22 protein-coding genes and 1 pseudogene are annotated in these 25673 nt (G+C 67.0%); 11 read left to right on the top strand and 12 right to left on the bottom strand.

The genetic code is table 11. The features are described from left to right. A pseudogene (locus BXA11_RS43355) lies at positions 1-1452 on the bottom strand (hypothetical protein); the annotation flags it as partial. A 421-nt stretch (positions 1453-1873) separates the two neighbouring features. After that, positions 1874-2932 carry an NAD-dependent epimerase/dehydratase family protein gene (locus tag BXA11_RS30040; RefSeq protein ID WP_204053943.1) on the bottom strand — a complete coding sequence of 353 codons (1059 nt, stop codon included), beginning with the start codon at positions 2930-2932 and terminating at the stop codon, positions 1874-1876. Between the two features lie 521 nt (positions 2933-3453). Between BXA11_RS30040 and BXA11_RS30035 the strand changes: the two genes are divergently transcribed. The 10 genes from BXA11_RS30035 (at position 3454) to BXA11_RS29990 (ending at position 11322) form a co-directional block, all read left to right on the top strand. Beyond that, positions 3454-4203, top strand: a complete 750-nt coding sequence (locus BXA11_RS30035; protein WP_204053942.1) for a hypothetical protein — start codon at positions 3454-3456, stop codon at positions 4201-4203. Between the two features lie 438 nt (positions 4204-4641). After that, entirely contained in the window at positions 4642-5073 is a 432-nt protein-coding gene (locus tag BXA11_RS30030) for a hypothetical protein (RefSeq protein ID WP_143734592.1), read from the top strand. A gap of 38 nt (positions 5074-5111) precedes the next feature. Next, complete coding sequence (locus BXA11_RS30025; RefSeq protein WP_076439927.1) at positions 5112-5540, top strand: hypothetical protein; 429 nt, start codon at positions 5112-5114, stop codon at positions 5538-5540. An 18-nt stretch (positions 5541-5558) separates the two neighbouring features. After that, the gene (locus BXA11_RS30020) at positions 5559-5858 is read left to right on the top strand and encodes a hypothetical protein (protein WP_076439925.1); all 300 of its coding nucleotides are present in this window, start codon (positions 5559-5561) and stop codon (positions 5856-5858) included. Positions 5859-5928: 70 nt separating this feature from the next. Beyond that, entirely contained in the window at positions 5929-7011 is a 1083-nt protein-coding gene (locus BXA11_RS30015) for a DUF4192 domain-containing protein (protein WP_159454858.1), read from the top strand. Positions 7012-7014: 3 nt separating this feature from the next. Beyond that, positions 7015-8508 carry a YifB family Mg chelatase-like AAA ATPase gene (locus BXA11_RS30010; protein ID WP_076439921.1) on the top strand — a complete coding sequence of 498 codons (1494 nt, stop codon included), beginning with the start codon at positions 7015-7017 and terminating at the stop codon, positions 8506-8508. After that, on the top strand, positions 8495-8677 hold the full coding sequence (locus BXA11_RS30005; RefSeq protein ID WP_076439919.1) for a hypothetical protein: 183 nt from the start codon (positions 8495-8497) through the stop codon (positions 8675-8677). The genes BXA11_RS30010 and BXA11_RS30005 overlap by 14 nt, the downstream gene beginning before the upstream one ends. A 390-nt stretch (positions 8678-9067) precedes the next feature. Continuing rightward, positions 9068-9628 carry a hypothetical protein gene (locus tag BXA11_RS30000; RefSeq protein ID WP_076439916.1) on the top strand — a complete coding sequence of 187 codons (561 nt, stop codon included), beginning with the start codon at positions 9068-9070 and terminating at the stop codon, positions 9626-9628. A gap of 46 nt (positions 9629-9674) precedes the next feature. Then, the gene (locus BXA11_RS29995) at positions 9675-10703 is read left to right on the top strand and encodes a DUF932 domain-containing protein (RefSeq protein ID WP_076439914.1); all 1029 of its coding nucleotides are present in this window, start codon (positions 9675-9677) and stop codon (positions 10701-10703) included. 112 nt (positions 10704-10815) lie between these two features. After that, a complete protein-coding gene (locus BXA11_RS29990; protein WP_076439951.1) occupies positions 10816-11322 on the top strand; it encodes a hypothetical protein in 507 nt (168 codons plus the stop codon). A 145-nt stretch (positions 11323-11467) separates the two neighbouring features. Here the strand turns inward: BXA11_RS29990 and BXA11_RS42485 are convergent, their stop codons facing one another. The 10 genes from BXA11_RS42485 to BXA11_RS44910 form a co-directional block, all read right to left on the bottom strand. Next, positions 11468-12778, bottom strand: coding sequence for a pentapeptide repeat-containing protein (locus tag BXA11_RS42485; RefSeq protein WP_143734591.1), 1311 nt, complete (start codon positions 12776-12778; stop codon positions 11468-11470). Positions 12779-13312: 534 nt separating this feature from the next. After that, positions 13313-13492, bottom strand: coding sequence for a hypothetical protein (locus tag BXA11_RS29985; protein WP_076439912.1), 180 nt, complete (start codon positions 13490-13492; stop codon positions 13313-13315). 205 nt (positions 13493-13697) lie between these two features. Next, entirely contained in the window at positions 13698-14051 is a 354-nt protein-coding gene (locus BXA11_RS29980) for a hypothetical protein (RefSeq protein WP_076439910.1), read from the bottom strand. Between the two features lie 162 nt (positions 14052-14213). Further along, positions 14214-15446 carry a C40 family peptidase gene (locus BXA11_RS29975; RefSeq protein WP_076439908.1) on the bottom strand — a complete coding sequence of 411 codons (1233 nt, stop codon included), beginning with the start codon at positions 15444-15446 and terminating at the stop codon, positions 14214-14216. Further along, entirely contained in the window at positions 15443-16348 is a 906-nt protein-coding gene (locus tag BXA11_RS29970; RefSeq protein ID WP_076439906.1) for a replication-relaxation family protein, read from the bottom strand. The genes BXA11_RS29975 and BXA11_RS29970 overlap by 4 nt, the downstream gene beginning before the upstream one ends. Before the next feature lie 11 nt (positions 16349-16359). Then, the gene (locus BXA11_RS29965) at positions 16360-18756 is read right to left on the bottom strand and encodes a DUF8128 domain-containing protein (RefSeq protein ID WP_076439905.1); all 2397 of its coding nucleotides are present in this window, start codon (positions 18754-18756) and stop codon (positions 16360-16362) included. After that, positions 18753-20513 carry a VirB4 family type IV secretion system protein gene (locus BXA11_RS29960; RefSeq protein ID WP_076439904.1) on the bottom strand — a complete coding sequence of 587 codons (1761 nt, stop codon included), beginning with the start codon at positions 20511-20513 and terminating at the stop codon, positions 18753-18755. The genes BXA11_RS29965 and BXA11_RS29960 overlap by 4 nt, the downstream gene beginning before the upstream one ends. Beyond that, positions 20510-21448 (bottom strand): PrgI family protein, encoded by a 939-nt coding sequence (locus tag BXA11_RS29955; protein WP_076439902.1) that lies wholly within the window; start codon positions 21446-21448, stop codon positions 20510-20512. Before BXA11_RS29955 ends, BXA11_RS29960 begins: the two co-directional genes overlap by 4 nt. Beyond that, positions 21445-23019, bottom strand: coding sequence for a TrbL/VirB6 family protein (locus BXA11_RS29950; RefSeq protein ID WP_143734590.1), 1575 nt, complete (start codon positions 23017-23019; stop codon positions 21445-21447). Before BXA11_RS29950 ends, BXA11_RS29955 begins: the two co-directional genes overlap by 4 nt. A 5-nt stretch (positions 23020-23024) precedes the next feature. After that, positions 23025-24323 (bottom strand): hypothetical protein, encoded by a 1299-nt coding sequence (locus BXA11_RS44910; RefSeq protein ID WP_076439898.1) that lies wholly within the window; start codon positions 24321-24323, stop codon positions 23025-23027. 347 nt (positions 24324-24670) lie between these two features. On the opposite strand from BXA11_RS44910, the gene BXA11_RS29940 reads away from it, so the two are divergent. Continuing rightward, positions 24671-25669 carry a DNA-methyltransferase gene (locus BXA11_RS29940; protein WP_076439897.1) on the top strand — a complete coding sequence of 333 codons (999 nt, stop codon included), beginning with the start codon at positions 24671-24673 and terminating at the stop codon, positions 25667-25669. Positions 25670-25673: the final 4 nt, after the last annotated feature.

Genomic DNA, 25673 nt, shown 5'->3' with positions numbered 1-25673 from the left:
CTGATCGGTCACCTTCCAGTACGGCTGGCCACTTTGGCCACCCGAGGTCACATACTGGATCTTCCAGCCGAAATCATCGGCCGTCTTGTAGGTGCCCGAATCCGAATCCCGCACAATCTGCGAAGAGCGACCCCCCACCGACAGCGTCAGGGCCGAACCCGAGGCCGTGCCATCCGGCGACTCCCAGCACAGATGACCTTTTAACCGGTCCTCATACGCGCCACACGGCACGAACTGCCGCTCGATGAACCCCGCGTTCAACTCCCAGCCCAACCCCGCTACTGAGGCCTGGTTGTTGGTATAAGACGTCAGCGAGTCCACCGATGACGACGAATACTGCAGGGCAAGCCCGGGTGCCGAGCCTCCCGGCGCCGGCACGGCCGGAAGCGGGTAGCTGTAGGAGAAATCCCCGCCGGAAAGCCCGACCTGCCACGTCCCGGACGGCTTCAGATCCGTCGCCGCGAACGACCCCGTCGCATCCGATGCCGTCGACGCAGCCGAGGCAGCCAGCACATACACCGACGCATCGCCCGCCGCCTCCGCAGCCGCAACACCGGAACCGGCCGCAGGCGCCGGATCCGCGTCCAGCACCGCGGTCACCCTGCCGTGCACCACGTCATTGACGACCGGCAGCGTCCGCGTCGTCGCCTTGGCCCGCTCCACGCACTCCTGCGACGGCCGGCTCTCAAGCATGCACGCTGGCACCCGCTTGAGGGTGAGACGTGAGGCGAAACCGCCCGAATAGGCATTCCGGAACGAGGAGTAATCCAAAGCCACCCGGGCAGGAGCCGCATCCGTACCGCCGTCGCCGCGCGTCAGCCGTACCGCGAGCCCGACCCCTCCCAGACGGCGCGCCACCGCGTTGTCGAACGTCTCCACCTGAACCGACGACGGTGACTTCCGTGGCGATCTCCTGGTCTCCGAAGCGGACGGCGATGTCGCAGTCTTCTTAGAGCGAGGCATCGCCCTGCGGGTGGGCATCGGCCGGTGAGCCGGCGTGCGGGTCACCGTCGGCCTAGGGGTGGGCGCGGGCGCTATCTTGGGTGTGCGCATCGGCTTGGGTGCGGGGGTCGCCTTGGCCATCGTGGAGGCATCCGGCGCCTCGACCGGAGCCACCGAAACCGGCAGACCCGCAACCGCGGCCGCGTCCTTGCCCTTGGACAGATCGACCTGGCCAGACCCCGCCTTCGGCCACACCGGTGCTGGACGCTTCACCGGCTTCTGCAGATCCTCTGCACCCTTGGCCACCGACTTCACCCGAACCGGCTGCCCGTCAACACTCCGCTCAGAGCTCGGCGACGGCGCGTCAGCAGCAGCCGGCTGCACCAGTCCATCCGGCACACCGACCCCGGCGACGAACACGCCGAGGGCGACCACCGCCCCGACCCACGCCCGTGAAAAACGACCGCGAATCGTGCTGGGCAGCAGTTTCCGGGCACGCGAAATCGGCACGCCGAACCCCTCCGCACGCAAAGCGAAGCGCGCGGCACGGCACGGCCGCTCACCTCTATAAAGCCGAAATAAAATGACCAAATGGGATCATGCGTGCCTGACAACCGCAGGTCAAGACCTACTTCGCATCTGGATGATCACCTGCCGTTATCTAGACGACAGCCATCATTCCCGTCCATAAGGTCCCATCAGGCACGTTCCAAACGAGGAGGAGAGCCACGAAGCGAGACGTGCGATTTACATCACATCGCAAGCCGTCCCCTTGACATGGCGAGCGCAAAGCGTGCGCAAGCCGCGGACTTCCCCGGCGCCTGCCTGTCTCATCAGCAAGAGTCACCACGAGGTGCGGCGACGACGGTAAGCCGTCGGGTCAAGGCAATACTCTCGGTGTGGGGCCACCGAGTGCTGATCAACGCAGTGACTACCGGCGGCGATCCCATGCCTTGAGGAGATTGCGTTCCCGCTTCAGGGACAGCCCATGGTGAGCTTGTCGAGCGTAAGCGAGGGGGCCGCCGGTCTTGGTGAGCCAGAGGTGCGTGTCGCGGACAGTCGCCGTGATCGATCGGCATACCAGGCCAGCCGCCAATTCTGCCGTCGAGTCCACCTGCCATGTCCCCAGGGGAGTCCGCCACAGAGGTATCTCAGTCCACTGCCTCACGTCGTGCTCAACGAGAAAGGCGTCGTCCACCCAGGTCAGTTCGGCCGCCGAGCTCGTGACCGTCCTGCAGGCGTCGAGCATCTCCCCGAAGGTCGCGCGGCCCTTCGGGGCGGTGACATTGAAGGTCCCTGTGGTGCCCTGTGCAAGGCAGCTCAACGTGAAGGCCGTCAGGTCCCGGATGTCGATGGGCTGGATTGGCTTGGCCGGCTGGCCCGGGGCCAGGACCCGGCCGCCTTGAGCTATTCGTCGCAGCCACCAGGTGAGCCGGCCGACGTTCTCCTGTGGTCCCAGGATCACTCCGGGGCGCAGTACGGTGACAGCTCCTTTGAACGCCTCCTGTACGGCGCGCTCGCAGCCGGCCTTGTAGGCGCCGTACTGTGCGGCGGACCAGTTCGCCTCATCTTCGGCGGTACCAGGGGCATCCGGTGGACAATCGTAGACGTTGCTGTCCTCGTTGACCGGCTCAGCAGGCCAGCCTGGATACACGGAGATGGTGGAGAGGAAAACGTACGCGCTCGCCCTGTCGGATAGGAGACGCGCGGCGTTTCCGACAACCTGAGGAACATAGCCGCTGGTGTCGACCACCCAGTCCCACTCCCGTCCTTGAACCAAGGACAGCAGGTCGGATCTGTTCTCCCTGTCCCCGCGAACGGCCTCGACTCCGGGTACGTCGTGCCCCGTCTGACCGCGATTGAATGTTGCCACCTGATGCCCTTGAGCGAGGGCCTCTTCGACGAACACTCTGCCTACGAAGCGCGTCCCGCCGAGCACCAGAATCCTCATGCCTCCGATCATCATGTAAACGGGCAGTGGCGTCGACATGATCACATGTCCTCGGCGGCGAGCAGCCTTCCGATCACCCCTCCTGATAGCCGCCCGGCTGGCCATCCTGCTTAATCGGGCGCCTCCGGTGATGCATTCCCGCTGGTAGAGCCGCTGGCGCCAGGGCCGGACGTCACCCCGACTTGAGAGCCGCTAAGGCACTCACAGATGTTCTCGCGGGGAGTTGCCAGGACCCACATGACTACTCGAAATCAAACCAATAACCCCCATCGAGAGCCCACTTACAGAATGTCGTCGCCATACAAGTGTGGCAATCATGCTCATTCTCTTCGCATTTCTCCTACCGGCGCCTACCGTCTTTGACCTGGTAAAACATAGCAAGAATGGCCGCAACCTCGTTGATTCGATCTCCGTTTCGCGGTTCAATTGGATTGACCAAGAAAACGGGTGACACACGCAATTGTGTGTCGCAAGCCAATCGGAGAGCGATCATGCCGAACGGAGTTTCCGGGAAATGCGTTCCCACAAGCGTCCCTGGTGTCAGCCTCAACCCTGAGGACATGGCGCGCGTAACGGCGGACGACTGGGCAGAGATTCAAAGGCTCGCGCGCGGCTACTGCCGTACCGTCGATGCAACGCGTTCGCGTAAGCGCATGGACGGAAGCGCAACCATCGTCAAGGGCGGGCACGCGCCGTACGGAACCGACGATGTATCAGACGACGTCACACAGGACGCCGTTCTTCTCTTCGCTCAGCGCCTGCGTGACGTACTCGCGTCCTGTGCCCCTGCCCAGGACAGCGGTCCTACTCGGGAGACTCAGGCATGGGTCTACGTCCGTAGGGACGGCGGAGAGATGACGATCACTCGTACGACTCTGCAGAGGTGGGCGGTTCGCGATGCCGCCGCGCGGAACGGCTATCGGGTCGACGTTCCGGCGGATGAGATCGACGCGACGCCGGGGGCTCAGGTCATGCGCGGTGTGCCGCGTACGGAGACGGTTACGGGGGCGACAGTGGCGTTCTGCGTGTCTCAGCACAGCGCAGAGATGTTCCGCACGGCATTCGGGGACGGCACGGACTTCCCTGTCCTGCGTCGGGCTCTCAGCATCGCCGCTCAAGCGGATGACCTGGGACGCGCGGGCGTTCTCGCCAAGACTGCGCAGGCTCAGCACGGCGGAGCGTACGGCTCCCGTCGTGCCGTGATCCGGGTTCGGGACGCCGGACGGGCCGAATGGCGAGAGCTGTCGGCCCGCCTGGACGACGCCAGGAGCGCCATGGTGCACGGAGGCACCGAACCCACAGAGAACTAGCCAGAAAGCCGCTACAGGGCTCCGGAGGACCACTCCGGAGCCCTTTGGTTATCGGCGCACTGTAACGCTCCCACCGGTCGGACTCAGATAAAGAATCTTGGGAACGGCGGACGGTCGAGAGGTCACAGGACCCGTATTTAAGTGAGAGCGAAATCCGCCGGAGCGCGTCTAACACGTTCGCCCTGGCGTTCACTCTCGCGCCCGTTCTACGGTTTGCGTAGCCGTACGGAAGAATGGGCGACTGGTCGGAACGGTCAGGCTGTCGGTGCGGCGCGCGCGGCAATGCTGCGGAAATGTTGCCGCGCGCGGACGGTCGGGCCGTTCCGGCCACCGTATTTAAGTGAGAGCAATTCGCGCCGCGAAAGCACCGGGCACACTCCTGCCGAGACGCGCGGAAAGCCTCCGTTCTGAGAGTTCCCGCCCTCCCGGTTCACAAGCATGCCCGCCGACGGCACGAAAGGGGGTGATCGCATGGAGGTGAGGTCTGCCGGCCCGCCAGGCTGGACCGTGGGAGACCTGACGGTCTGTGGCGGGGGCCGCGTGATGCGGGTGGCCGCGTTGGGTGAGGTTCGCCCGGACACCGCAACTCTGGTTTCGGCCGCCGATCCCGGCGGGGTGCGTGAGTACGTGGTGATCGTGGCGCTCACTGCGATGCCCAAGGGCGCCGAGGTCATCACCTGTCTGGGCTGTCTGGCCAAGACCCATCTGTGGATCGACGCCACGCACACCAACCGAACATCGGGAGCGGGCGTGCGGCTGATCCGCTGCTCACGCTGCTACACCGATGCCCTGGATTTCCGGGACTGCGAGATCCACGCGGTCAGCACGACCGTACGACCGCATCACCTGAGCCGCCGTCGCCGGTACTGACGGCCGCCATTCCATCTTTCTGAACCTTGGAGTCCGCGATGGCGATGACGCATGCCCTGACCCTGCCACCAGGGTGGATCATCAGCTCTCGGCTGGTGCCCGCGTGGCAGATCGACACGGACCACCTATTGGAGGTGGAGGCCGCCGGGCGGACCGATGAGGGCCGGATCCGCTGGCGATACCGGCTGTCTCGGCGCCGCCGCACAATCTTCGCCGGGTCCGACATCTGCTCGGGTGTCGGCGCGGTTCTGACGCCCGGTGAGCTGATCAGCGCGGCCCGGACGGTCCTGCACTACCTCACCCTGCGACCGGGCGACACCGACGCCGACTATTTCGACTCCTACACCAGGGCTCAGCTGGAGTGGCGCGACCGGTACGCCGAAGAGCTGTCGCTCTACGCCATGGACGAGTGGTGCGGCTACTGCGGCGGCGACCACGCCTCGCCCGGCTGCCCGTCGCGCAACTGAAAGGGGGCAGGCACGATCATGGGACGGTGGTTCGGGCTCTGGTCCGGCGGCAGCGGCTACGGCCCACCACAACCGGATGACCTGGAGGAGTTCTCTTCCCTGACCGAGGCCCGGCGCAAGCTGGCCGATCGGCACCGGTACGGCTACTGGCAGCGCTCCCACTTCGCCTTCGCCCGCCGCGAGGCCGCCGACGTGCTCACCCCGTGCGTGGGGGACGACTGCGAGATCACGCTGTACGGCTCCGCTGACGGGCTCGACTACCCCGATCGGCGGATCTTCCTTGGACCGCGCGGCGGCGTGCGAATCGAGCGCTGCTGACTCCGCCCTTTCTCATTCCATCGCCCTCGGCTGATCGCGCCGGGGTTTCTTCATGTTCAGGAGGATGCTCATGACCTCTGGTCTGGATCACACGGTACGGCTGAACCGTCCTGCGGACTTCATCGCGATCGTGCCCTACATGCTGGGATTCCATCCCCAGCGCAGCATCGTCGCGATGGCGTTCGAACCCACCGCCGACCCTGACAGCACGGCGCGGGGGTTGCGGTTCAGCGTGCGTGTCGACCTGCCGGACCGCTCGGAGGACACGCCCGACCTGGCCCAGCACTTCGCCGAACTACTCACCCGAAACGGCACCGAGCGGGCGATGCTGATCGGGTATGGGCCCGGGTGGCACGTCACCCCCGTCATCGACGCGGTACGCGGCGCCTTGTCCGATGCGGGCATCGACACGATCGATGCCTTGCGAGTTGAAGACGGCCGCTACTGGTCGTACACATGCCCCGATCCCGACTGCTGCTCCCCCGACGGTGTCCCGTACGACGCGGGAACCAACCCGGCTGCCGCGGCGGCGGTGTTCGCCGGGTACGTCGCCCGGCCCGACCGCGCGGCACTCGAAGCCATGCTCGCCCCGGCCGGCGGACAGGACCGGGAACAGGTGCGAGCCGCCACGCGCGACGCCTGCGCCGAGGCACGCAGCCTGCTCGCTGATGAAGACGATCGCGACTGGTATCACGTGGGCCTTGCTCAGGTCGCCGCCGCACTGGACCGTACCCAGGCCGGGCAGGACCTTTCCGCCGACGCGGTCGCCTGGCTCGGCGTGCGGCTCACCGCGATCTTCGTCCGCGATGCCGCCATGACCTTGATCGGCCGATACGACGACGACACGCACATCAGGCTGTGGACCCAACTCACCCGCAGGGTGGAACCGGACTTCGCCGCCCCTCCCGCCGCGCTGCTGGCGTTCCTTGCACTGCGCACCGGAGACGGGCCGCTGGCGCGCGTCGCCGTCGAACGGGCGCTGTCGGTCGATCCCCGCTACAGCCTGGCGGGTCTGATTCGTACGGCCTTGGACTGCGGCCTACCGCCGGAGACCGTCTGCGGCATGGACTTCGCCGGGATGGCCGACGAAATCGCGGACAAGGCCGCGCAGTGCCCGGACCTTGCGCAGCCGGTGCTGCCGGTGGGGTGGTGAGGCATGGGTCACGCCTCAACCCGGTCGGTCGCCCTGATCGGCCTGTCCGCCCATGTGGTCGACGTCGAGGCCGATGCGGCACCAGGGGACTCGGAGTTGCATCTGGTCGGCCTGCCGGAGATGTCGGTCTGGCCTGCCCGCGCGAGGATCCGGGCCGCGATCCTCAACAGTGGAACAGCCTGGCCGGACGCGCGGATCACGGTGAGCGTGGCACCGGTGATCCCGCCGGTCTACGACGCGGCGGCCGATCTCGCGCTGGCTGTAGCGCTGCTGGCCGCCGCCAGCGTCATCCCGCCCGAACGGATCACGGGGCGGGTGTTCCTCGGTGAGCTGGCGCTGGACGGCGGGATACGCCCAGTCAGAGGCGTCCTGCCGATGGTGGCTGCCGCCGTCCGGGCCGGAATCAGCAGAGTCGTCGTCCCCGCCGACTGCGCGCGGGAGGCGGCGCAAGTGCCCGGCGCCGTGGTGATGCCCGTGACCCAGCTGGCCGACGTGGTCGACCAGCTCCGCCACGGGGCCCTCCGCGATCATGACAACCAGGAGCCGGAGTGTGCGCCGTCATCGCCCTTCGCCGTCGACCTGGCCGACGTGTCCGGCAACCAGGCGGCCCGCCGCGCGCTCGAGGTCTGCGCGGCAGGCGGGCACCACCTGTTCCTGTCCGGCGACGGCCCAGCCACGATGCTCACCGAACGCCTACCGGGCATCCTGCCGCCGCTGAGTGAGCAGGCCGCCCGGGAGGTCGCCGAGATCTACTCGCTGGCCGGACGCCTCCACAGGGCACCGGGGCTCAGGCCCCCGCTGTGCGCACCGCACCATTCGGAGACTCCTGCAGCGATCTTCGGGAGCGTGGCGGCCAACCGCCCCGGTGCGCTCTCGCTTGCCCACCGCGGCGTACTGCACCTGGCCGACGCGCCGGAGTTCACCAGCCCGGTCTTGGACGGCCTGTGCCAGGCACTGGACAGCGGACAGGTCCACCTCGCAGGGCACGGCCGGAGCATCCGCTACCCGGCGCGGGTCACCCTGGTTCTCGACTCTCGCCCCTGCCCATGCCCCGAAAAGCGCCGGTGCGCCTGCACACCGGAGGCGAGGCGCCGCTACCGCGCGCGCCTCGCCCTGCTCCTGCCGCGTGTCGCCGTACGCGCGCCTGTCGAGTGGGGGGATCGCGGGGCACGGGAGGGTGAGCCGAGTGCGACGGTGGCCGCGAGGGTGCTCGCAGCGAGAGTGCGGGCGGCTCACCGGCTGGCCGACACACCGTGGTGGACCAACGCCGAGGTACCCGCGCCGGACCTGCGAACACGCTTTCCCGCCGCTCCAGAGGCCTCCGAGCTGCTCCGATCGGCGGTCAACACCGGGCTCGTGACGGCCGACGGGCTTCCCCGGCTGTTGCGCGTGGCCTGGACTCTGGCCGACCTGCGCGGCGCCGGCCGCCCGCAGCTCGACGACGCGGCGGGCGCCCTCGAGTTGTGGAAGGGAGCAGACGGCGATGGAACCCGGTGACCGCGTCCTGGTCCGCCCCTCCTTCCACATCCCGGTGCGGCCATGGTGGACCGAGTCCTACCAATCGCCCTTCTACTACCCGGGCACGGTGACCAAGGTCAACAAGCAGCGCGGACGCGTCATGGAACTGGACGACGGTGGGCGCTCATCACGGACGTTCATGACCTAGCTGAACAACAACGTGGTCAATGTGGCGCTCCCGACGATCCAGCGCGACCTGCCGCTGCCAGGAGTGCGCCAGGCCCGGCCGGGACATCTACCAATTTCGCGCCGAGCAAGAGCGTATGTGCAGCGAAGAGCAGCCGTAAAGCCGCCCAGATTCCAGCTCGACATGCGCTGCCCTGAGCGCATAAGCACCCGCAATATCCGCGGCGCCTGTGCCGTCAATGCAGATCAGCGCGGATGGCGGACGTTCGCGCCACGCCACCACCCGCATTCAAATGTAAGCCGAAACCAACCGGAAACCGTAGCGGCCGCATGCCCGCCGGTTGATTTGCTGCGCTCTTTTCGTGGGCGAGATACCGCTTGGACTATCCAACGTTTCGAAAGGAGCCTACCCATGAACGCGTGGGAGGTTGAGGAATTGGTGATCGAAGTCGCGGAACACCTCGACGGCTTCACACCGCTGATCCGGGCCGGACACCCGGCCTACCTGATAGGCCCGGCCGGCGCCCGGCTCGTCGTCCACCCGCTGTGGAGCCAGAGGGGTCGCATCCGGGTGCTCGGCGTCTACCCCGACGGAAGCAGAAGCGTCCTGCCTGATCAGAAGCGACACGAGATCACCGTCACCGCAGCCCGAGGTGCTGCATCCATCGCCAAGAGAATCGAGCGGCGCCTCCTGCCCCGCTACCGGGACGACCTGGCGACTTGCCGCGAACGCCTCGCCGCCCGAGCCGCTCAAGACGGCACCCGAGCCGAACTCGTCGAGGCCATCGCCGAGCTGCTGCCCGACGCGACGCTCACCGAGAACGAGCGCGCGACCGTCATTCGGTGGCGGCTGGGCGCCACTTTCGGCACCTTCACCGTCCACGGCGGCGCCGCCACCACGATCCAAATCCACGCGGCCGACCGCGAACTCACGGAACGCATCGCAGACGCCGTAAATCACCGCGCCAGCTGACCGGCGCACTGCTGCCCTTCTCATGCGCACCGAACGGAGAAAGAACATGTCCAAGGAGACGCTGGAGTGGCTGAACGCCAACGCCCTGATCGGCTACACCGACAAACGCGGCACCGCCTGGCACTACCGCGCGAGCATGCAGGGCGAGGAGCCCAACCACTACCCAGGGCCGATCCCCGTCGACGACGTCAAACGTCGCCTGTTCGGCTGGGACGCCCTATCCCGGCCGATCTACGTGGAAGACCCCGTCACCGGTGGTCTAGCCGCCGTCCCCGAACGGCAGGCCATCGTCCGCAGCGACACCGGTCACGTCATGGGCATATTCTCCGACGCCTACGAGCCACACCCGTACGTGGAGTGGCTGGTCAACACCATCTCGCGGCTTCTGGACGACGACCTGTTCATCGGCTCGGCCGGGCTGCTCAAGGGCGGAGCGGTCGCCTGGGTCTCGGTGGAGGTACCCGAGAACATCACCACTCCTGAAGGCGTCGAGTTCCGGCCGCACCTCATCGGGGCGACCTCATTCGACGGGTCGCTGGCCACCACGTTCAAGAGAGTCGTCACAAACGTGGTGTGCGACAACACGATGGCCGCCGGCCTCGCCGAGCGCGGACAGCAGGTGAAGATCAAGCATTCGAAGCACTCAAAGCTGCGCCTGAACGAGGCACGGGACGCGCTCAACATCGTCTACCAGGTCGCCGACGACTTCGCCGAGCAGGTCAAGCGGCTGTGTGAGACGAGCGTGAGCGATCGCCAGTGGGCTGCCTTGCTGGACGAGTTCACGCCCGTGCCGGAAGAGCGTGGCCGGTCCCGGAGACTCGCCGAGAACAAGCGCCAGGCGCTCGACCGCATGTGGCGCTACGACGACCGGGTCTCACCCTGGGCCGGCTCGGGCTGGGGTGTGATGCAGGCCGTCAACACCTACGTGCACCACGAGCAGAGCGTCCGCGGCGCCTGTCGGGCGGAGCGCAATGCGCTTCGAACGGTCACCGGCGGCGTCGATGACCTCGACCGCGAGACCATCCGGATGCTGGAGAAAGTGCTCCACCGTCCCGTCCTGTCCCCCGCCGCCTGACCGCTCACCTCGTACGGGCCGCCGACTCTCGTGCGGGCCGTACGAGGCATCGCGCATCCGAGCGAGACCTCATCGGGCAGGATCAGAGATGGCGACTGCTCGGGAGGGCGAGATGAACGACAAGACGGCGGACCTGCTCGACGACGTCGTCTCTCGGCTGGAGAAGAGCATCGTCGCTCGCGACTGCCCCGCCATCGTCGTCCTGGACGGGGACCGCAGGCTCGTGCTCAGCGACTTTGACTATCAGCGCGACGAGGCGACAGCCGCCGCCTTCGAGACACGAGCCGCCGTTAAGGCCCACGAGATCGGCGCGACGCGGTGGGTGCTCGCCGTACCGCAGGTGTGGGTGTTCATCCCGCCGAGCACCGTGGCCATGCGCGCTGTGTCGAACCATCCCCTGCGCGAAGGCGAGCAGGAAGCCATCACTTGGATGAGCTGTGACAAGGACGACGGCGTCGACTACGGCCGCGTTCCCTACGCCCGGCGTCCAAGCGGAGAACCAGTCTTCGACGATCCAGAAGTGTTTACCGTGGGTGTTCGCCCGCACGAGACCATGCCCGGCTTCACCCTGCTACAGGCATACCTCACTAATGAGCCGGGTGGTCCCACGCACGTATAGAAGAAAGCCACAGATCAGGATGCCGGTCCAGCACTCGACGGCAGCATTAAGCACATACTGAGACATCACTCCAGTAGCGTTACGGCCGCCGGCGCGACCGCCCTTCAATCGCCGAATCCCTCCTCTTGTGCCGACATCTACCGCTTCACCGCTTGACCCGGCTCCGTATGGCAAGCGCCGCCATACCCAGAAATAGTGGGCCCGCAATCCGCAGCAAGAATCTCAATCCCTGGCCCCACCGAGTCAGATTTTCCGATAAATTATTTATTTTGACGTCAAGCGACAGGATGCACCCGACCGCATAAAGAAAACTGTCCCACAACGGCTTTACATCTGCGGTATAGACATGACCCTTGGCTGCAAATCCATAGCGAGAGAGAGTAAGGCCACCGACGGCGATAAGTGCAGTTAATGCGACGAGAGCCCGCGAAGATCGCAGCCCATAACCTGCCACCAGCCAGTACAGGGGAAGAACAATACGCCTCTCCACCCAAGGGGTGGAATTCGCTTTACGCCGCATTTCCATCTCACCATAATAGAAGTCTGCAGCCCCCGGTTCGTCCTTGCCGTCCTCGCGAGCCTTCCGAAAGGAGCGATAGAGCGTGACCAAGCGCTCCGCGCTCAAGTCCACCAATTTGTCAGCTGAATGACGGGGGTCGCACCAGCCGGCCTTCTTGCGGGACATCTGAGACCGCCAGGCAGCTTCTTCCGCGAGAATTTGACGGCGGGTCCACCACCAAATTGGGATCCAGTGCATCCCTAGGTGTAGACCGGACGGAGTGCGGCCAAATTTTATTCGCCCTTCGAGGCGAAGTTTATCCAGGCTATGGCTGCCAGAAAACTGACAACTACTTAAGTCAACGTCGGCGAGAACTAGCTGCCCAAGGTCGGTGTCTCGCAGTGAGGTGACCTTGCATCTGGGGTGACCGAATATGGCGGAAGGACCGCCTAAAACAGCCTGATCGAGAGCGCATTGCTCTACACCGTCTAGCCGAAGGGTCGCGCCTTCCTGAAATACGGTTTTGCGAGCAGTAAGACGTCGAGCAGTCGCCTCCACCACGACATGCGCATTGTAGTGCGCCTCATCTAAATTGAGATCCCTCACATGGAATGAGCCGAGATGTATGCCTTGATCGAACTGGCAGTGGCTCAGTATCAAGGATCCACTGACTTTCACATCGCCAAACCGGACGTCACGACAGAAGTGCGCACCTCCGAAGCGAGCATCTACAACATAGTTATCTCTACCGAATTGAGCATGACCGAACCTCACATTGCCTTGAAAAAGCGCTGCACCGAAACGCGCCCCACGATCAAATCGCGCTTCCACAAAGTAAACGTCACCAAGGAATTTGGTAGCGCCAAATTTGGCTATGGAAGCGAAATGTGTCTGGCGAAACCTGGCGTCACCGAAGGTAGGGTCTTCTCCTTTTTCACAAAATGCAGCGAGCAGCATGCCTAGCAACCGGGCATCAATGCGTGTGCCGGATATATCTATATCTGCACCGGGATGGTATCTTTCGAGAGCCGCCTCAAGTTCCTCAGGCTCCAGGTGTGCAAGGCATCGACCAAAGGGCTCTATCTGGATACCGAGGCAACCCTCAGCTTGGTGGGAGCAGATAGCCCAAGCGGGAAAAGTGTCGCTCCGCATACTCTCGTATCTACTACAGAACGAGCCATCTTGAAACCACCACCGAGCGGCATCTACTCCTCCATCCCCACGAGGGGCTGAGGTGACTCAAGAGTGCCTCCCGTCCGATGCCTGGACAGGCTCGACGGACCTAATTTCGGTCAACCTGTCCGGCGAGGCTGGATGAGTTGTATCTAAGGCAAGACGGACAGGTGGGGGACGAGCTCGTTACTGCTGAGAGGGCCGGCCCCAGAGGGACCGGCCCTGACCTGCCTCACTGCAATCGACCAAGAAAACGGTGAGAGCGGTCGCTCATGAGCCTACGTCGGATTGAGGCCGGCGGCAGCCCGAACCCCATGCTCACCCACCCTCTGACGTGAGAGGGCGCATCGCGGCCACTCGGGCGGCCAGAATCGCGGACAGCGCCTCGCAGTCGTCGAGGGTGAGCGGGGCGTACGGGATCAGATAGAGCAGGCCGGTGGGGCCATCGATGAGATCAACAGGCAGAGGACGTGCGGAGTCCTTCGGCGGAGCGGTCACGATAAAAGTGGTTCTTCCGAGACATAGCGGATAGATCGCGGGCGTACGACGCGGGCGAGGACTCTCTGCGGGTTTTCAACTGACGGACCGGCGAGGTCGTCACTTTGGAGCCGCTCTCTGGAGTTGCTCCCCCCGCCGGTCCATTCCTTCTTCACCTGCGGCTAAGGGTTCAGCGGACAGAGCTGGCCTGCAGAGGCTGCCTGAGCTACCGCTTGATCCAGACGGGGTTGTTGCACTCGCGGCTGACGTGGTTGTGCCGGAAGCAGATCTTGAAGACGGTGATCGTCCCGAAGAAGACGCTGTCCTCGCCACATTCGAAGTCCCCGCCCTTCTCGTCCTTCACGGTGTGCTTGAGCAGGTAGGTGGTGGCGTACTCGACGTAGACGGACGTCTTGTCGGCGTAGCTGTCGCAGACCTTGATGTGCTTGCGGTCGGCGCTCACCTGGACGTAGCCGTACCGACTGTCACCGTCGCTCCAGCCGGGGCCGTTAGCAGCGGCAGGGGACGCGAGCGTGACAACGGCGAGCAGAGCGGCCACGAGCGTGATGATTTTGGACATGAGTAACCTCCGAAGTGGTGTTTCTGGGAATGGGCGACCGCTACCGGGCCGTGTTGGGTACGGCTCAGCAGTGACGTGGTCGTGGTGATACGGGCTGACCGCTGATGCCGCGAGGGCCACTTGTGCGGGGGCCGTCAGCCCAGGTCGAGATAGGTGAAGACGTCAGCGAGGGCGGACGGCTCCGGCGAACTCCCGTTCTCGATACGGGTTTCCGACCCAGGTGTCCACGCGGACGGTGCTGCCGGTGGACGGCGCGTGAACCATTCGGGTGTCGTCCAACGCGATCCCCACGTGGTGAATGGTCGACGGGTTCCGTGGATTCGTCGCGAAGAAGAGCAGGTCACCGGCCCTGATCTGAGGCCGCGGTACGTGAACGCCGGAGGTCCACTGAACCGAGGTGTGGCCGCCGATGCTGACACCAGCCTTGCTCCAGGCGTATTCGGCGAGCCCCGAGCAGTCGAACCCTTTGGTGCCGGCGCCGCGACCGATGCCGTAGCTCGGCCCGTTCGAGCCACCGCCACCCCAGGAGTACGGCACTCCGCGCATGCCGAGTGCAGCTTGCACGGCTATCACTCCTCGGCCGGCTCCGAGGTCGATACCCGCAGGGAGTTCGCCCAGCGGACCGCACAGCTCGAGCTGAACCCCATTGAGGATCTCCTCAGCCTTCCTCTCTGATCCTGTGCGGTCCCGGTCGCCTTGCCCGAGGCGAGAGGCAAGATCGGCCACGATTGCCTCGCGGGGAACCCCGAGTGAAGCGGCGGCCTGAACGCTGGCCCGTATGTCCTGCAGTTCGTGCGGCGGAAGACCAAGCTCCAGGGCCGTGCTGTTGGCGCTTTGCGGTCCCCTCAGCTGGTCCACGATCTTCTCGGCCAGGGGTTCGTGCTTCGCGTACTCGCCGCGCAGATCCTCCCGAGGCTTTTGGACGATCGCGGCCACCTTGGTGAGCGGCAGCGATGACCAGTTAGGCACCCTGACCAGCCGGGAGAAAAACGCCCTTGCTGCGTAGCGGGGGTCGGTCACCTCGGCCTTGGTCCCCCACCCGCTGACGGGGCGCTGCTGGAAGACCCCGAAGGACGTCCCGTGGTCCCCAACCACGTCGTTCTTCAGGCCGGACTCGTGCAGAGCCGTCGCAATCCCGATGACCGCGGCGCGGCGGGGGAGCCCCATGGCGGTCGCCGTGTCCACGATGATGCGCGCGTTCGTCGCCTGCTCGCCGATCAGGTCGGCCGCTGCCGTCGTAGTGCTCGGCTGGACGTGCGAGCAGAACGCCGCGGTATCGCCGGAGGTCGCGGCGACCTTCGCACCGCCGGCCACCCCGGCGATCAACGCGATACCCGACACGATGCCCCCTCCAGCGATCACAGCCTTGGCTCCCAGACCGGTCTCGGCGATCATTCGCCAACCTCCCGGGCCGGGTTCTCAGGCGGTGCCGCGGTCGCGCGCGATCCCAAATCAGGCCAGTGCAGGGCCAGGCCGGCTAGACGGAGTCGAGGCCCCTCGGTGTCCGAGGGCAGCCACTTCTCTCCTGCGGGCCCGTCGTCCACGGGGCCGACGAGCACGGACGGGTTGCCGGTGGCGATCGGCACGTAGGCGTTCGCCGGTTGCTGCACGAGCTTGCGCCGGAGATTCACCTCGCGCCGCTCGCCCTGCACCCAGAAGAGGACGGGGGTGATGACCCGGGTGGCCTTGCTCAGTGCCGCATATCCGTCGAGCTTCCGCACGACGCGGTCCAGCGGCTCGCTGCCGGTGTCGTATTCGAGGAAGAAGTCGACGGAGTGCTCACCCTGGCGCCATCGGCCGTACGCGTCGGGCCGGACGGTGTCGCCCCAGATAGTGGTGCAACGGTCCTCCGGCCACCAGTCGAGCAGTTCGGCGTCCTCGTAGCGCCGCGCGAAGGCTCGCAACTCGGCCCCGAAGCCGTTGGTACCGACGGTGTGCGCGAGACGCTGGCTATAGGCGATCGACAGCACACGCTCTCGGCGGTAGCCGGAGGTGCTCGGGTCCACGCCGTCCTCCGAGGCGAGCACCGCCGCCCCGGCAGGACCGAGGACGTAGTGGTACGGCGCGGTGCCCATGCCCGGCGGCAGGTTGGGCCGGAAGCGGTCGAGCACGCCCATGTGGTTCAGCGCGAGCAGGCGCTTGCGCGCGGCGTCGTCCGTGTCGAAGGCGATCTGGGCGATCTGTGTCGAAGTCAGGACACGCTGGTCTCTGACCATCCGCAGCAACTCGCGATCCCGCGCTGTGAGCCGGGCAGCGAGCTGGGCCAGGACCGTGGGAGTGAATCGGGTCGTGGACATCTGCTTCTCCTTCAGTGGTGGAGCCGGGGGTCGTCCCGGCGGATCGTGGGCGGTGTGGTCGTGGTACGCCCGTGGGCCTTGGCCGCCGCGGCCCTGACGACGCGCTCGACCTCGCGCGAGGGTTCGGGGAGCGGCCGGGTGCGCAGTGTGAAGGGAGGCGCCTCGGAGGACCGCGACATGAGGCGGGCGGCGGCTTGATAGGCCCCGAGGTTGGCTAGGTCGTGCGCTCGCAGGTAGGGGGTGAAGTGGTGCTCGACCTCCCGGGCGTCCTCAGGGGACAGCGAGAAGTAGATCTTGTTGCGTGCGTCGGAGGAGATGGCCTGGCGGAGTTCCCTCGGAAGCTGGGCGAGGTGCTGGTGAGCGATCACCAGCGAGAGCCGGTACGCCCGGGCCTCCGCGAGCATGTCGCTGAGTGCGTGCGGCAGCGTGAGGAAGTTGTGCGCCTCGTCGACATAGAGCGCGGCCGGCGAACGCTGCTTGCCGAGCTTGGCGCGGTGTGACGCGGCCTGCCAGATCTGCGCCAGCACCATGGAGCCAAGCAGACGGGCGCTGTCGTCGCCGAGCACTCCCTTAGGAAGCCGGACGAGCAGGATCCCCCCGTCCAGCACGTCGCCGAGGTCGAAGGTCGATTGTGCGGAGCCGAGGACGTCGCGGACGAACGGCCGGAGCAGGAAGGCCCGCAGCTTGTTCATGATCGGGCTGGTGACGTGAGCCTTGGCGGAGTCGGACAGGCTCTCGTACCACTGCCAGAAGCCGAGTAGGAGCGGGTCGCGCACGCCGGCGACGAGACGGCGACGGAATTCGGCGTCGATGAGCAGTGTGGGAACGTCGGCCAGGGTGCCGCCGTACGAGGCCAGGGTCAGAGCGCAGCCACGCAGGATGTCATCGGTACGAGGTCCCCAATAGTCGGCGTAGATCTTGTGGAAGATGCCGACGAGGTTGTCCACGCCTCGATCCAGCTCGGCGCCGCCGAGGACGTTGAGCGAGGGGCGGGCGTGCCGGTCGTCGGGATCGATCAGGACGACCTTGTCGGCGGCGGACTGGGGGATCAGGCCCAGCAAATCGCTGATAAGGTCGCCTTTCGCCTCGATCACCGCGGTTCCACGTCCGGCCTCGATGTCGGAGAGGATCATCTGGGCGAGCAGCGTCGACTTGCCGGTGCCGTTCGGACCGAGGACGTGCACATGATGGAAGGAGTCGGCGACGCGCAGGGCGACCGGCCGTCCGTGCCCGGTGTCAGAGAGGCCGAGCACCTTGGCGTGCTCCCCGCCGTACGCGATCTGCGGTGAAGGCGGGACGCTGTTGGCGCCGGCCCGCTGGAGTCCGGGCACCGCGACGTCGAGCGGTAGGTGGGCGAGTGCCGCGAGCTCGGGCAGGGAGAGCAGGAAACCCTTGCCGAGTCGCCGTCCCGCGAGCTGCGCGGCAGCCAGGGGCAGGTGTTGCCGTTCGAGCCGGTTGTGCCCGGAAAAAAGGGCGAATGCCGAAGCAATCGCGTGTGCGCGCCCCCGGATCGCGTTCCGCCTGGCTGCCCGCGCCGTTTTCATCGCCGACTCGTCACCGCTGGTAGGCGGGTCGGCATGTACGGCGTAGCGGACCGCGACAACGTAACGCGGCCGGAGCGACTTGTCCCTGATGGCGCGGGCCTCTGCTGACTCCTCCAGTTGGGCCGTCCGATCCTTCATGTATTGGCGCAGGTGCTGAGGATGCAGGTGTTGGTGCATCGGCCCGGGAGTAAGCAGGTCGAGACCGGCCCGCACCAGCCCGGCAGGTCCGCTCTTGATCGTGCTGGTGAGGCGGCGTCCGGTCGCCGGCCGGGCGAGGATCTGCACAGCGGCGTGCTGCCATGCGGGCATGCCGACGGCCGCACCAACAAGCGCCCGGATCGGGTCGGTGTTGTGGTCGTGCCGAATGGGGAGCCGCTCGGTGCGGGCGATCTTCAGCTGTCCGCCGTACGACAGGCCAGTGGGGGGCACGGGCGGCGTCGCTTCCCGCACTTGGGTACGCGCAGACGGCCAGGCGGCTTCGATGGCGTGCTCCACCAGATGCTGGGGGATGGCCCCAGGCACCCAGATCCGGATGCTCACGCCGCCGGAGCTGAAGACGTACTCGAAGGCCAGGTGTGGTTGCCCGAGCAGGGCACGCTTCCAGGCCGGGCGGAGCAGGCCGATGAGGTTGCCCCACAGGGCCTCGGCGCCCGGCATGTCGGCGACCGGCGGCGCAAGGATCTCGACGCAGCGGGCATCGCGGGACCAGGGCCGGTGGCGGAGGCGCACCAGGGCCTGTCCGAGCAGGAGCTGCCCGATGTCCAGGCCGACGAGGAAGGCGATCACGTGCCACACGTGCGTCTCCAGCCAGGCGTACGCCGTGCTCAGGAGGGCGGACGGGTCGGTGATGAGGTCCTCGATCACAGGTAGTTCTCCTCGTCGTAGTCGATGCGAGACAGCTCCTGTGGCGAGGAGGTCACCAGGTCGTGCTCGCGCTGGCTGGCGATCACTTGCAGGGGCACGCGCTGAGCGCCGGCACCGGCGGTGAGCAGGCCGGCCCCGCGTTCGGCGGACAGCAGGAGCTGTCGCTCTCCCTCGGAGAGCTGGAAGGCGTCGACGACCTTGTCGATCGCCTGAGGTGCCTGCTTGAGCAGGATCTGAGTGGTGGAGTTGGCGATGATCGCCTGGCCGATCTCCGAGCTGAGCAGATCGCCGGCGTCCTGGGTGACCACAGAGAGCCCGGCCCACTGCTTGCGGGCGGCCTTGGCCATGCGCAGGAGGAACCGGGCACCTTCGGGATCCCGCATAAGCAGCCACGCCTCGTCGACCACAACGAGACGAGGCCGCCGGTCGTGGGGATCGGAGACGCGACGCCAGATGGCGTCCAGCGTCAGCAGCGTCCCGACCGCCTTCAGCTCCTCCGGCAGATCGCGAAGAGAGAAGACGATCAGATGGGAGTCCGGCCGGGTGCTGGTCGGTCCGTCGAAGAGTTGCCGGTGGCTCCCTGTGACGTACGGCGCGAGCCCCGCGGCCAAGTCCTTGGCCTTGGGATCGGCATCATCGGTGAGCACGATTACCAGATCCCGCAAGAGCGGCGGGCGACGGTTCCAGGTGCGCGGCTCGAAGGTGATCCCGGCCCTGCGGTAGGCGGCGATGATGGCGCGGTCGAGCGCCGCCTTGCTCGCCTTGTCCAATGCCTCGCCGAGCATGAGGCTGATCAGGGTGTGCAGGAACAGCGCGCGCCGGGTGAGCGGGTCACTGTCGCGCTGGCTCCTGGGCGGCAGGTCGAAGGGGTTCAGCCGCACCTTGGGCGCGCCGAGGTGGATGTAGGCGCCGCCGACGGCGGAGCACAGCCGGGCGTACTCGTCCTCCGGATCGATAACCGCGACCTCGACGCCCGTGTAGAGGGAGCGCAGGGCCTCCAGCTTGGCGAGGTACGACTTGCCCGCTCCCGACCGGGCGAGGATCACCGAGTTGTGGTTGTCCTGCGCGAAGCGGTCCCAGGCGACCAGGGACGAGCTGGCGGTGTTCGCGCCGTACAGCACCGCCGTAGGACCCAGCTCTGCGGTGAGGTCCGGGCTTGTGAAGGGGAACGCCGCGGCCAGGGCCGGCGTGTCGAACGACCGGCGCGTGCCCACGTTGTCGTACGCGAACGGCAGACTGCTGATCCAGCCCTGCATCTGCCGGAAGGTGGCCACCCGGGCGTCCAGGAGCAGCGATGCGGCCAATGCGCGGACCTGGGCGCAGGCATCGTCGAGCTCTTGCTCGCTTCCGGCGTGGACGGTCAGGTAGATGGCGGCGCGGAAGAGCTTGGCCTGACCCCGTGCGATCCTCGACGCCAGCTCCTGTGCATCCTCGGCCGCGGCCTCCGTGCCGGGATCCAGGAGCCGCCCGTGCTCCTGGTCGGAGCGGAGCCCTGATTCCAGGCGGGCGAGCTGCTTACGGAGCCGGTCGGCGGCGACCAAGGAGGGCAGCGGGTCGATGTGCACCGAGACGTCGAGCCGGCCCGGGTATGCCAGCAGCGGCTCCAGCCATCCGGAGGCAACCTCTCGGGGGAATCCCGTGATGACGAGCGTGGCGCAGAAGCCGTCAGCCAGATGCAGGCAGCGGGGCCGGACCTGGATCGAGTTTGGGCCGATGCCAGAGGGCGGAGCGGGCGTACGGCGGAGACGGAACTTCATCGGCGGCCTCCCCTGCTGATCACTTCGTCGGGGTGGGCGAGCAAGTCCGCAGGCAGGGGCGGGGCCATCGGATCGAAGCAGGAGGCCAGCAGCGCGCTGACGGCTGCGGCGTCCAGTGGGCGTACGGTGAGCCCGCACGCGCCCAGAAGCCGGGCCGCCTCAGCCAGGCGGCGGTAGGCGCGAGCCGCGGCCGCGGTCGTGCCGTTGGCGCCGACATCGGGTTCACGGATCACCAGCAGGACCTGCCGCCGCAGCAGCTCGTGACGGGTGGCCAGATCCGTCAGGAACATGGCGTGCTCGCGGGCGGCATGAGCCAATGCCGGGTGGGGGAGCAGGGGGATGCGCTCCTCGAGAGCGCCAATCGTCGTGGCGAGGTCGACGCGCTCGGCGCGGACCAGGATCTGCACTCGCCCGGACAGCGAGTTCAGCCAGCGTCCGAAGGCGGCGACAAGCCCGTCCTGCTCGTCCGGGGTCCGCAGGGCGAAGCTGACGGTGGAGACTTCGGCGATCGCGACGATTCCGTCCGGCCCAAGGTCGATCAGGCCGTCCTCCGCCACTCCGCGCGCCGGCAGTTTGAGCAGTGCTGGGACAGGGGCGCGGCTGGCCACGATCCAGGCGGGCGGGGGTGCGACCACGTCGGGCGTCGAGACCAGGCGCTTCGCGGACCAGTGGTATCGGAGAGCGGCGAGGAGGAACCGATCGAGGCTGACACCGTCATGCGTGGCGACGCCCAGCAGGATTCCCAGCACCGCCACGAGCAAGGTGATCGCCGCGAATACGGCGAGAGGAAGTCGCTCACCGAGCGTCGTATAGAGGAGGTAGAGAATCGCACCGGTGACGGCGAGGATGGCCACTTGCCGAGCGGTGAATCCCCAGACGATCCGGTCGGGCTGTTCCACATCGGCGGGGATCCGGACGGCATCGCTCCAGCTCATCGTTCATCACTCCCTCGCTGCCCGCGTGTACGGCGGCGAGGCGGAGGTGGCGGCTTACGTCGTCCGGGGTTCTCGGGCCAGTCCACGGAGCCCGGGACGGGAGCGTTCGGCGGCACGATCGGCTGCACCGGTCGTTTGGGTGCCGCCGGAGGGACGACCGTCTGGCGTGGGGGAGGCGGCGAGCTGGTTCCCGCGCTCCGCAGCCGGTACATCTGGCTGAGCCCGGCGGGCCCGGCGGCGTAGTAGTTCTCGCGCGGGTAGCCGAAGACGGGAGTGGACGGCGGAACCGGGCGCGAGGGCGCGGGCGTCGGGCGGTACTTGCCCTGGACCGGTGGGGCACTGGGAGCGTGCTTGGCGACCGCCGGCTGCCAGTCGGCCGCATTGAGCGGACGGCGAGCGGCGACGGGGGCGTGTTTTGCCGGTCCGGCACCTCCGCGCGCTGCGGTGGCGGCAGTTGCCGCAGTGGCAGCGGACGCGGCAGCCGTACCGGCAGGGCCTGCCGCCAGGGCGGGCAGGGCGTGCCTGACCGTTGCCGTGTTCACCGCGCGCTTGGCCGCACCGGCCCTGGAGCCCTTCTTGAGGTGCAGGGCGCTGAGAAGCGGACTGGTGACCTTGTACGCCAGGGCGTACTTGACGATGCGGATCACACCGAGACCGCGGCCGCCGGGCAGGAACATCACCCGTGAGATCCAGGTGGGGATGCGCACCAGGACGATCAGCAGGACGAGGGCGAGCAGGAGGTTGTAGAGCGGGCCTCGGCCGGTCAGCCCCATGACCTCACGGCCGTCCTGGTTGAAGAAGACCCGTACGGCCGTGACGAGCGTGAGGGACTGACAGATCTGGATGAGCAGCAGTCCGGTGAAGACCCGCCACCACAGCCGGGCCAGGCCGTCCGTCTGAGGCAGGGCGTGGCAGGCGAGGGCCAGCGGAGCCGCGACCACCAGCAGGGTGGTGAGGGCCACCCGCAGCACGAAGGTGATGAGCAACACCACGAGCAGCACCACGGCCACCAGGGCGAGCAGGATGTAGAAGATCGGCGATGCGTCGGGCAGCAGGACGAGGAGGCGGATCGCGTTGGCCGCCCTGCGCGCGTCGAAGCCCTGGCCGAGCAGCGCCTGGGCGATCGCGTTGCCTAGATCGATGGCCTTGCTGGTCAGCAGGAAGCTGGCGTTGGCGACCAGGAAGGCCACGACGAGCCGCGGCAGGATCTCCTTGATCGCGTATCTGGTCTGGATGGTCTCGTAGCTCATGGCCAGGATCCCGCCGACGGTGGCGAACAGGATGAAGGATCCGTTCGCGATGACCAGGGTCACGTGCCACAGGTCCTCGATCCGTGCCTGACCGTCGATGCTCGGCGTGGCCAGGAGCGTGGCGGCCAGGGCGTCCAGCAACGGCTTGATCGCGGATCCGACGAGCTCGGTGAACCAGGCGTTGATCTGGTTGGTGATCCAGTCGCCGATGCCGAAGCTGATCCGGGTGTGGCCGCTCGGAAGCGGTGGCAGTTCGACCACCGGCGACGAAGTGGGTGAGGGATTAGTCCACAGGGTGTGGATAAGAATCTCGATGGCCATCCTCGTCACCCGCCGACGACGTGCTTGAGCACGTTGACGAACAGCGGCGCCAGCACGGCCAGGGCGTAACCGAGGGCGGCCGCCTTGAAAGCGACCTTGGCTTTCTGAACCTCGCCGGGATCCCCGCCGGCGACCAGGTAGCGCAGGCCGCCGATGGTGCACATGAGCGTCGCCAGCGTGGCGAGCAGCCCGACGATCCAGTTCCGCAGGTTGGTGAAGACCTGGTCGAGCTGGTCTGGCCGGGTCGGCGGAGCAGCGGCACGAATCACGGCAGTCGCGTTGCCGCCGTCGGCCAGAGCCGCGGCAACGAGGACGGCAACGATTGCCGCCGCTATGCCGACGACGAGCAGAACGCGGACGACGTGCCGCCGCGGTTTCCGCAGTGCCAGCAAGTGAGGGATCCGCGCGGAGCCGGTGAGGCTGCCCCAGCCTCCTTTCCTCGTGGTGGTGTCGGGTTGCGTATCCGAGCTCCGGCTCCGCGCGGAAGTCATGGGGACGTCCTTCTCCACCTCTCTAGAAGGGGTGGAGGAGATCGTTAGGGACGTGGCTGCCTCGACTTCGCCGCTCAGAACGGCTTCGACGAGGATCGGCTCGCAGCGCTGGCGGCGCTTCTTGGCAGCTTCGGTGGTCAGGCCGAGCTCTTGGGCAGCGTCGGCCAGGGTCCGCTTCTCCAGACGGGTCATACCGATCAGCTCGGCGTCGACCTCACTGATGACGCCCTTGGCAACGGCGTCCAGGAGGACGAGGTCCGGATGTCCCCAGGGAACGGCAGGGGGTGAGGACTCCTGGAGCGGAAAGCGCCGGGCCGCTCCCGCCTCCGCGTTCTCCCGGGCGCGCTCGCCGGCCCGCTTGGCCGCGGCGCACATCCTGGGGAAGACGCTCGGGCTGTCGAGGCCGGCCGTACGGATCGCCTCGATCAACGCGGTCAGGACCTCGGTGTCGATGTCTTCCGCGTCTCCGGCAACGTAACCGCGACAGATCCTGCTGCTGATGCCGCGCAGTGCCGGTATGGCAACGCCGACGGCACTCACCATCCACTGCGGCCCGTCCTGCCGGGCCCGCGTCACGAGCAGCCGCCAGACCGCGTCGCGGGCGGCGTTCGAGCAGGAGGGGTGGATCAGCACATCCCGCAGCTCGATCAGCGACATTCGCCGGCGGGGGAGGCCGTGCCCGACCTCCCTGCCGTCGATGGCGAGGCTGCTGGGCGCGCAGGCGAGCATCTGGAAGGCGCGCTCGGCGATGTCCAGGGGTGACCGGTCCTGGCCAGCAATGTCGGATGGGTTCGTGCTCATCAGGTTCTCCACGGCGAGAGGGATTTCGCTTCGTCGAACCCGGTTGTAGGAGGGGCCTCTGGCACGGCTCCGGCGCCAATCCCCGAGAACCTCTGGCACGCCTCTGGCGTTCGTGGGTGCGGCATTTGGAGAGGCGTGCGCCAGAGCGACGCCAGAGGTACTGGGTGCTCTCACCAGGGCGGACAGCTCACGCCAGAGCGGTGCCGAAGGCCGCTGCTGCACTCGAAGCGCGTATCTGAGTTCCGCCCCGAAACAGAAATGGAAGTAACGAACACAACCTGGCTACAGGTCCACTGCCAGCCGGCCTCGGCCGAGCGGGCCACTCTCATGAGGGCTCTCTCCGTGCAGGAGGAGGCGCGATGAGGGTTCCGTACTGGCGAGACGACCACGCCACCCTGCACCTCGGCGACGCGTGCGAAGTGCTCTCCGAGATGCCCGACCGATCCGTGGACTGCCTGGTGACCAGCCCGCCCTGCTACGGGCTGCGCGACCACTGCCCCGACGAGTACGGCCAGGAGTCGACGACCGACGAGTACGTGGACAACCTCCGCGCCACCTTCGCGGAGGCCCGGCGGGTCCTGGCCAACGACGGCACCTGCTGGCTCAACCTCGGCGACGTCTACGCCGCCAACTCCGACGGCTACGCCCGCGGCGACAGCTACAACCAACGGCAACCGGTCGTACGCCCTCGCTCTCGGCTTGCCGTGCCGCCCAAGAACCTGCTCGGCATGCCCTGGCGGGTCGCCTTCGCCCTCCAACAGGACGGCTGGATCCTGCGCAACGCGATCGTCTGGTCCAAGCCCAACGCCATGCCGCAGCCGGTCCTGGACCGGCTCTCCACCCGCTACGAGCTGATCTTCCTGCTCGTCAAGCAGCGTTTCTACTGGTTCGACCTCGACGCCATCCGCGAGCAGTACACCGGCAACCGATCACTATCCCGCCGGGCGCGGCGCGGGGGGATGAAGCCCAACGCCATCCAGACCCCCTGGCCACCGGTCGCCACGCCGGAGTCAGCCAGCCCATTGCACGGCACCGGCAGCCGCCCGAACCACCGTGCCATTGTTGCGGCCAACCCGAACGGCCGCAACCCCGGCGACGTCTGGACCATCTCGACCAGGCCCTACCGCGGCGCCCACTTCGCCCCATTCCCGATCGACATCCCGCTCCGCGCCATTGCCGCCGGCTGCCGCCCCGGCGGCACCGTCCTGGACCCGTTTTCCGGAGCGGCAACGACTGCCCTTGCCGCCCGGCAACTCGGCCGGCAGTTCATCGGCATCGAGCTGAACGCGGACTACTGCGCGCTCGCCAAAGCACGCCTGCTGGCTGCCGGAGCGGAGAGAGGAGGGGAGGCAGAGTGACGCC

The organism is Microbispora rosea, from assembly GCF_900156315.1.
Lineage (GTDB): Bacteria > Actinomycetota > Actinomycetes > Streptosporangiales > Streptosporangiaceae > Microbispora > Microbispora rosea.
The sequence above is the reverse complement of the archived record's forward strand: the minus strand, read 5'-3'. Positions and strand labels throughout refer to the sequence as shown.

Bases quoted from the DNA above. Each gene is read 5' to 3' on its own strand.
- BXA11_RS30025 (WP_076439927.1), top strand. From the start codon at position 5,112: ATGGCGATGACGCATGCCCTGACCCTGCCACCAGGGTGGATCATCAGC.
- BXA11_RS30000 (WP_076439916.1), top strand. From the start codon at position 9,068: ATGAACGCGTGGGAGGTTGAGGAATTGGTGATCGAAGTCGCGGAACAC.
- BXA11_RS30035 (WP_204053942.1), top strand. From the start codon at position 3,454: ATGGCGCGCGTAACGGCGGACGACTGGGCAGAGATTCAAAGGCTCGCG.
- BXA11_RS29950 (WP_143734590.1), bottom strand. From the start codon at position 23,019: ATGGCCATCGAGATTCTTATCCACACCCTGTGGACTAATCCCTCACCC.
- BXA11_RS29995 (WP_076439914.1), top strand. From the start codon at position 9,675: ATGTCCAAGGAGACGCTGGAGTGGCTGAACGCCAACGCCCTGATCGGC.
- BXA11_RS30030 (WP_143734592.1), top strand. From the start codon at position 4,642: ATGCCCGCCGACGGCACGAAAGGGGGTGATCGCATGGAGGTGAGGTCT.
- BXA11_RS29960 (WP_076439904.1), bottom strand. From the start codon at position 20,513: ATGAAGTTCCGTCTCCGCCGTACGCCCGCTCCGCCCTCTGGCATCGGC.
- BXA11_RS29980 (WP_076439910.1), bottom strand. From the start codon at position 14,051: ATGTCCAAAATCATCACGCTCGTGGCCGCTCTGCTCGCCGTTGTCACG.
- BXA11_RS29970 (WP_076439906.1), bottom strand. From the start codon at position 16,348: ATGTCCACGACCCGATTCACTCCCACGGTCCTGGCCCAGCTCGCTGCC.
- BXA11_RS30010 (WP_076439921.1), top strand. From the start codon at position 7,015: ATGGGTCACGCCTCAACCCGGTCGGTCGCCCTGATCGGCCTGTCCGCC.
- BXA11_RS30015 (WP_159454858.1), top strand. From the start codon at position 5,929: ATGACCTCTGGTCTGGATCACACGGTACGGCTGAACCGTCCTGCGGAC.
- BXA11_RS30005 (WP_076439919.1), top strand. From the start codon at position 8,495: ATGGAACCCGGTGACCGCGTCCTGGTCCGCCCCTCCTTCCACATCCCG.
- BXA11_RS29940 (WP_076439897.1), top strand. From the start codon at position 24,671: ATGAGGGTTCCGTACTGGCGAGACGACCACGCCACCCTGCACCTCGGC.
- BXA11_RS29990 (WP_076439951.1), top strand. From the start codon at position 10,816: ATGAACGACAAGACGGCGGACCTGCTCGACGACGTCGTCTCTCGGCTG.
- BXA11_RS42485 (WP_143734591.1), bottom strand. From the start codon at position 12,778: ATGCTGCTCGCTGCATTTTGTGAAAAAGGAGAAGACCCTACCTTCGGT.
- BXA11_RS29955 (WP_076439902.1), bottom strand. From the start codon at position 21,448: ATGAGCTGGAGCGATGCCGTCCGGATCCCCGCCGATGTGGAACAGCCC.
- BXA11_RS29975 (WP_076439908.1), bottom strand. From the start codon at position 15,446: ATGATCGCCGAGACCGGTCTGGGAGCCAAGGCTGTGATCGCTGGAGGG.
- BXA11_RS30040 (WP_204053943.1), bottom strand. From the start codon at position 2,932: ATGTCGACGCCACTGCCCGTTTACATGATGATCGGAGGCATGAGGATT.
- BXA11_RS30020 (WP_076439925.1), top strand. From the start codon at position 5,559: ATGGGACGGTGGTTCGGGCTCTGGTCCGGCGGCAGCGGCTACGGCCCA.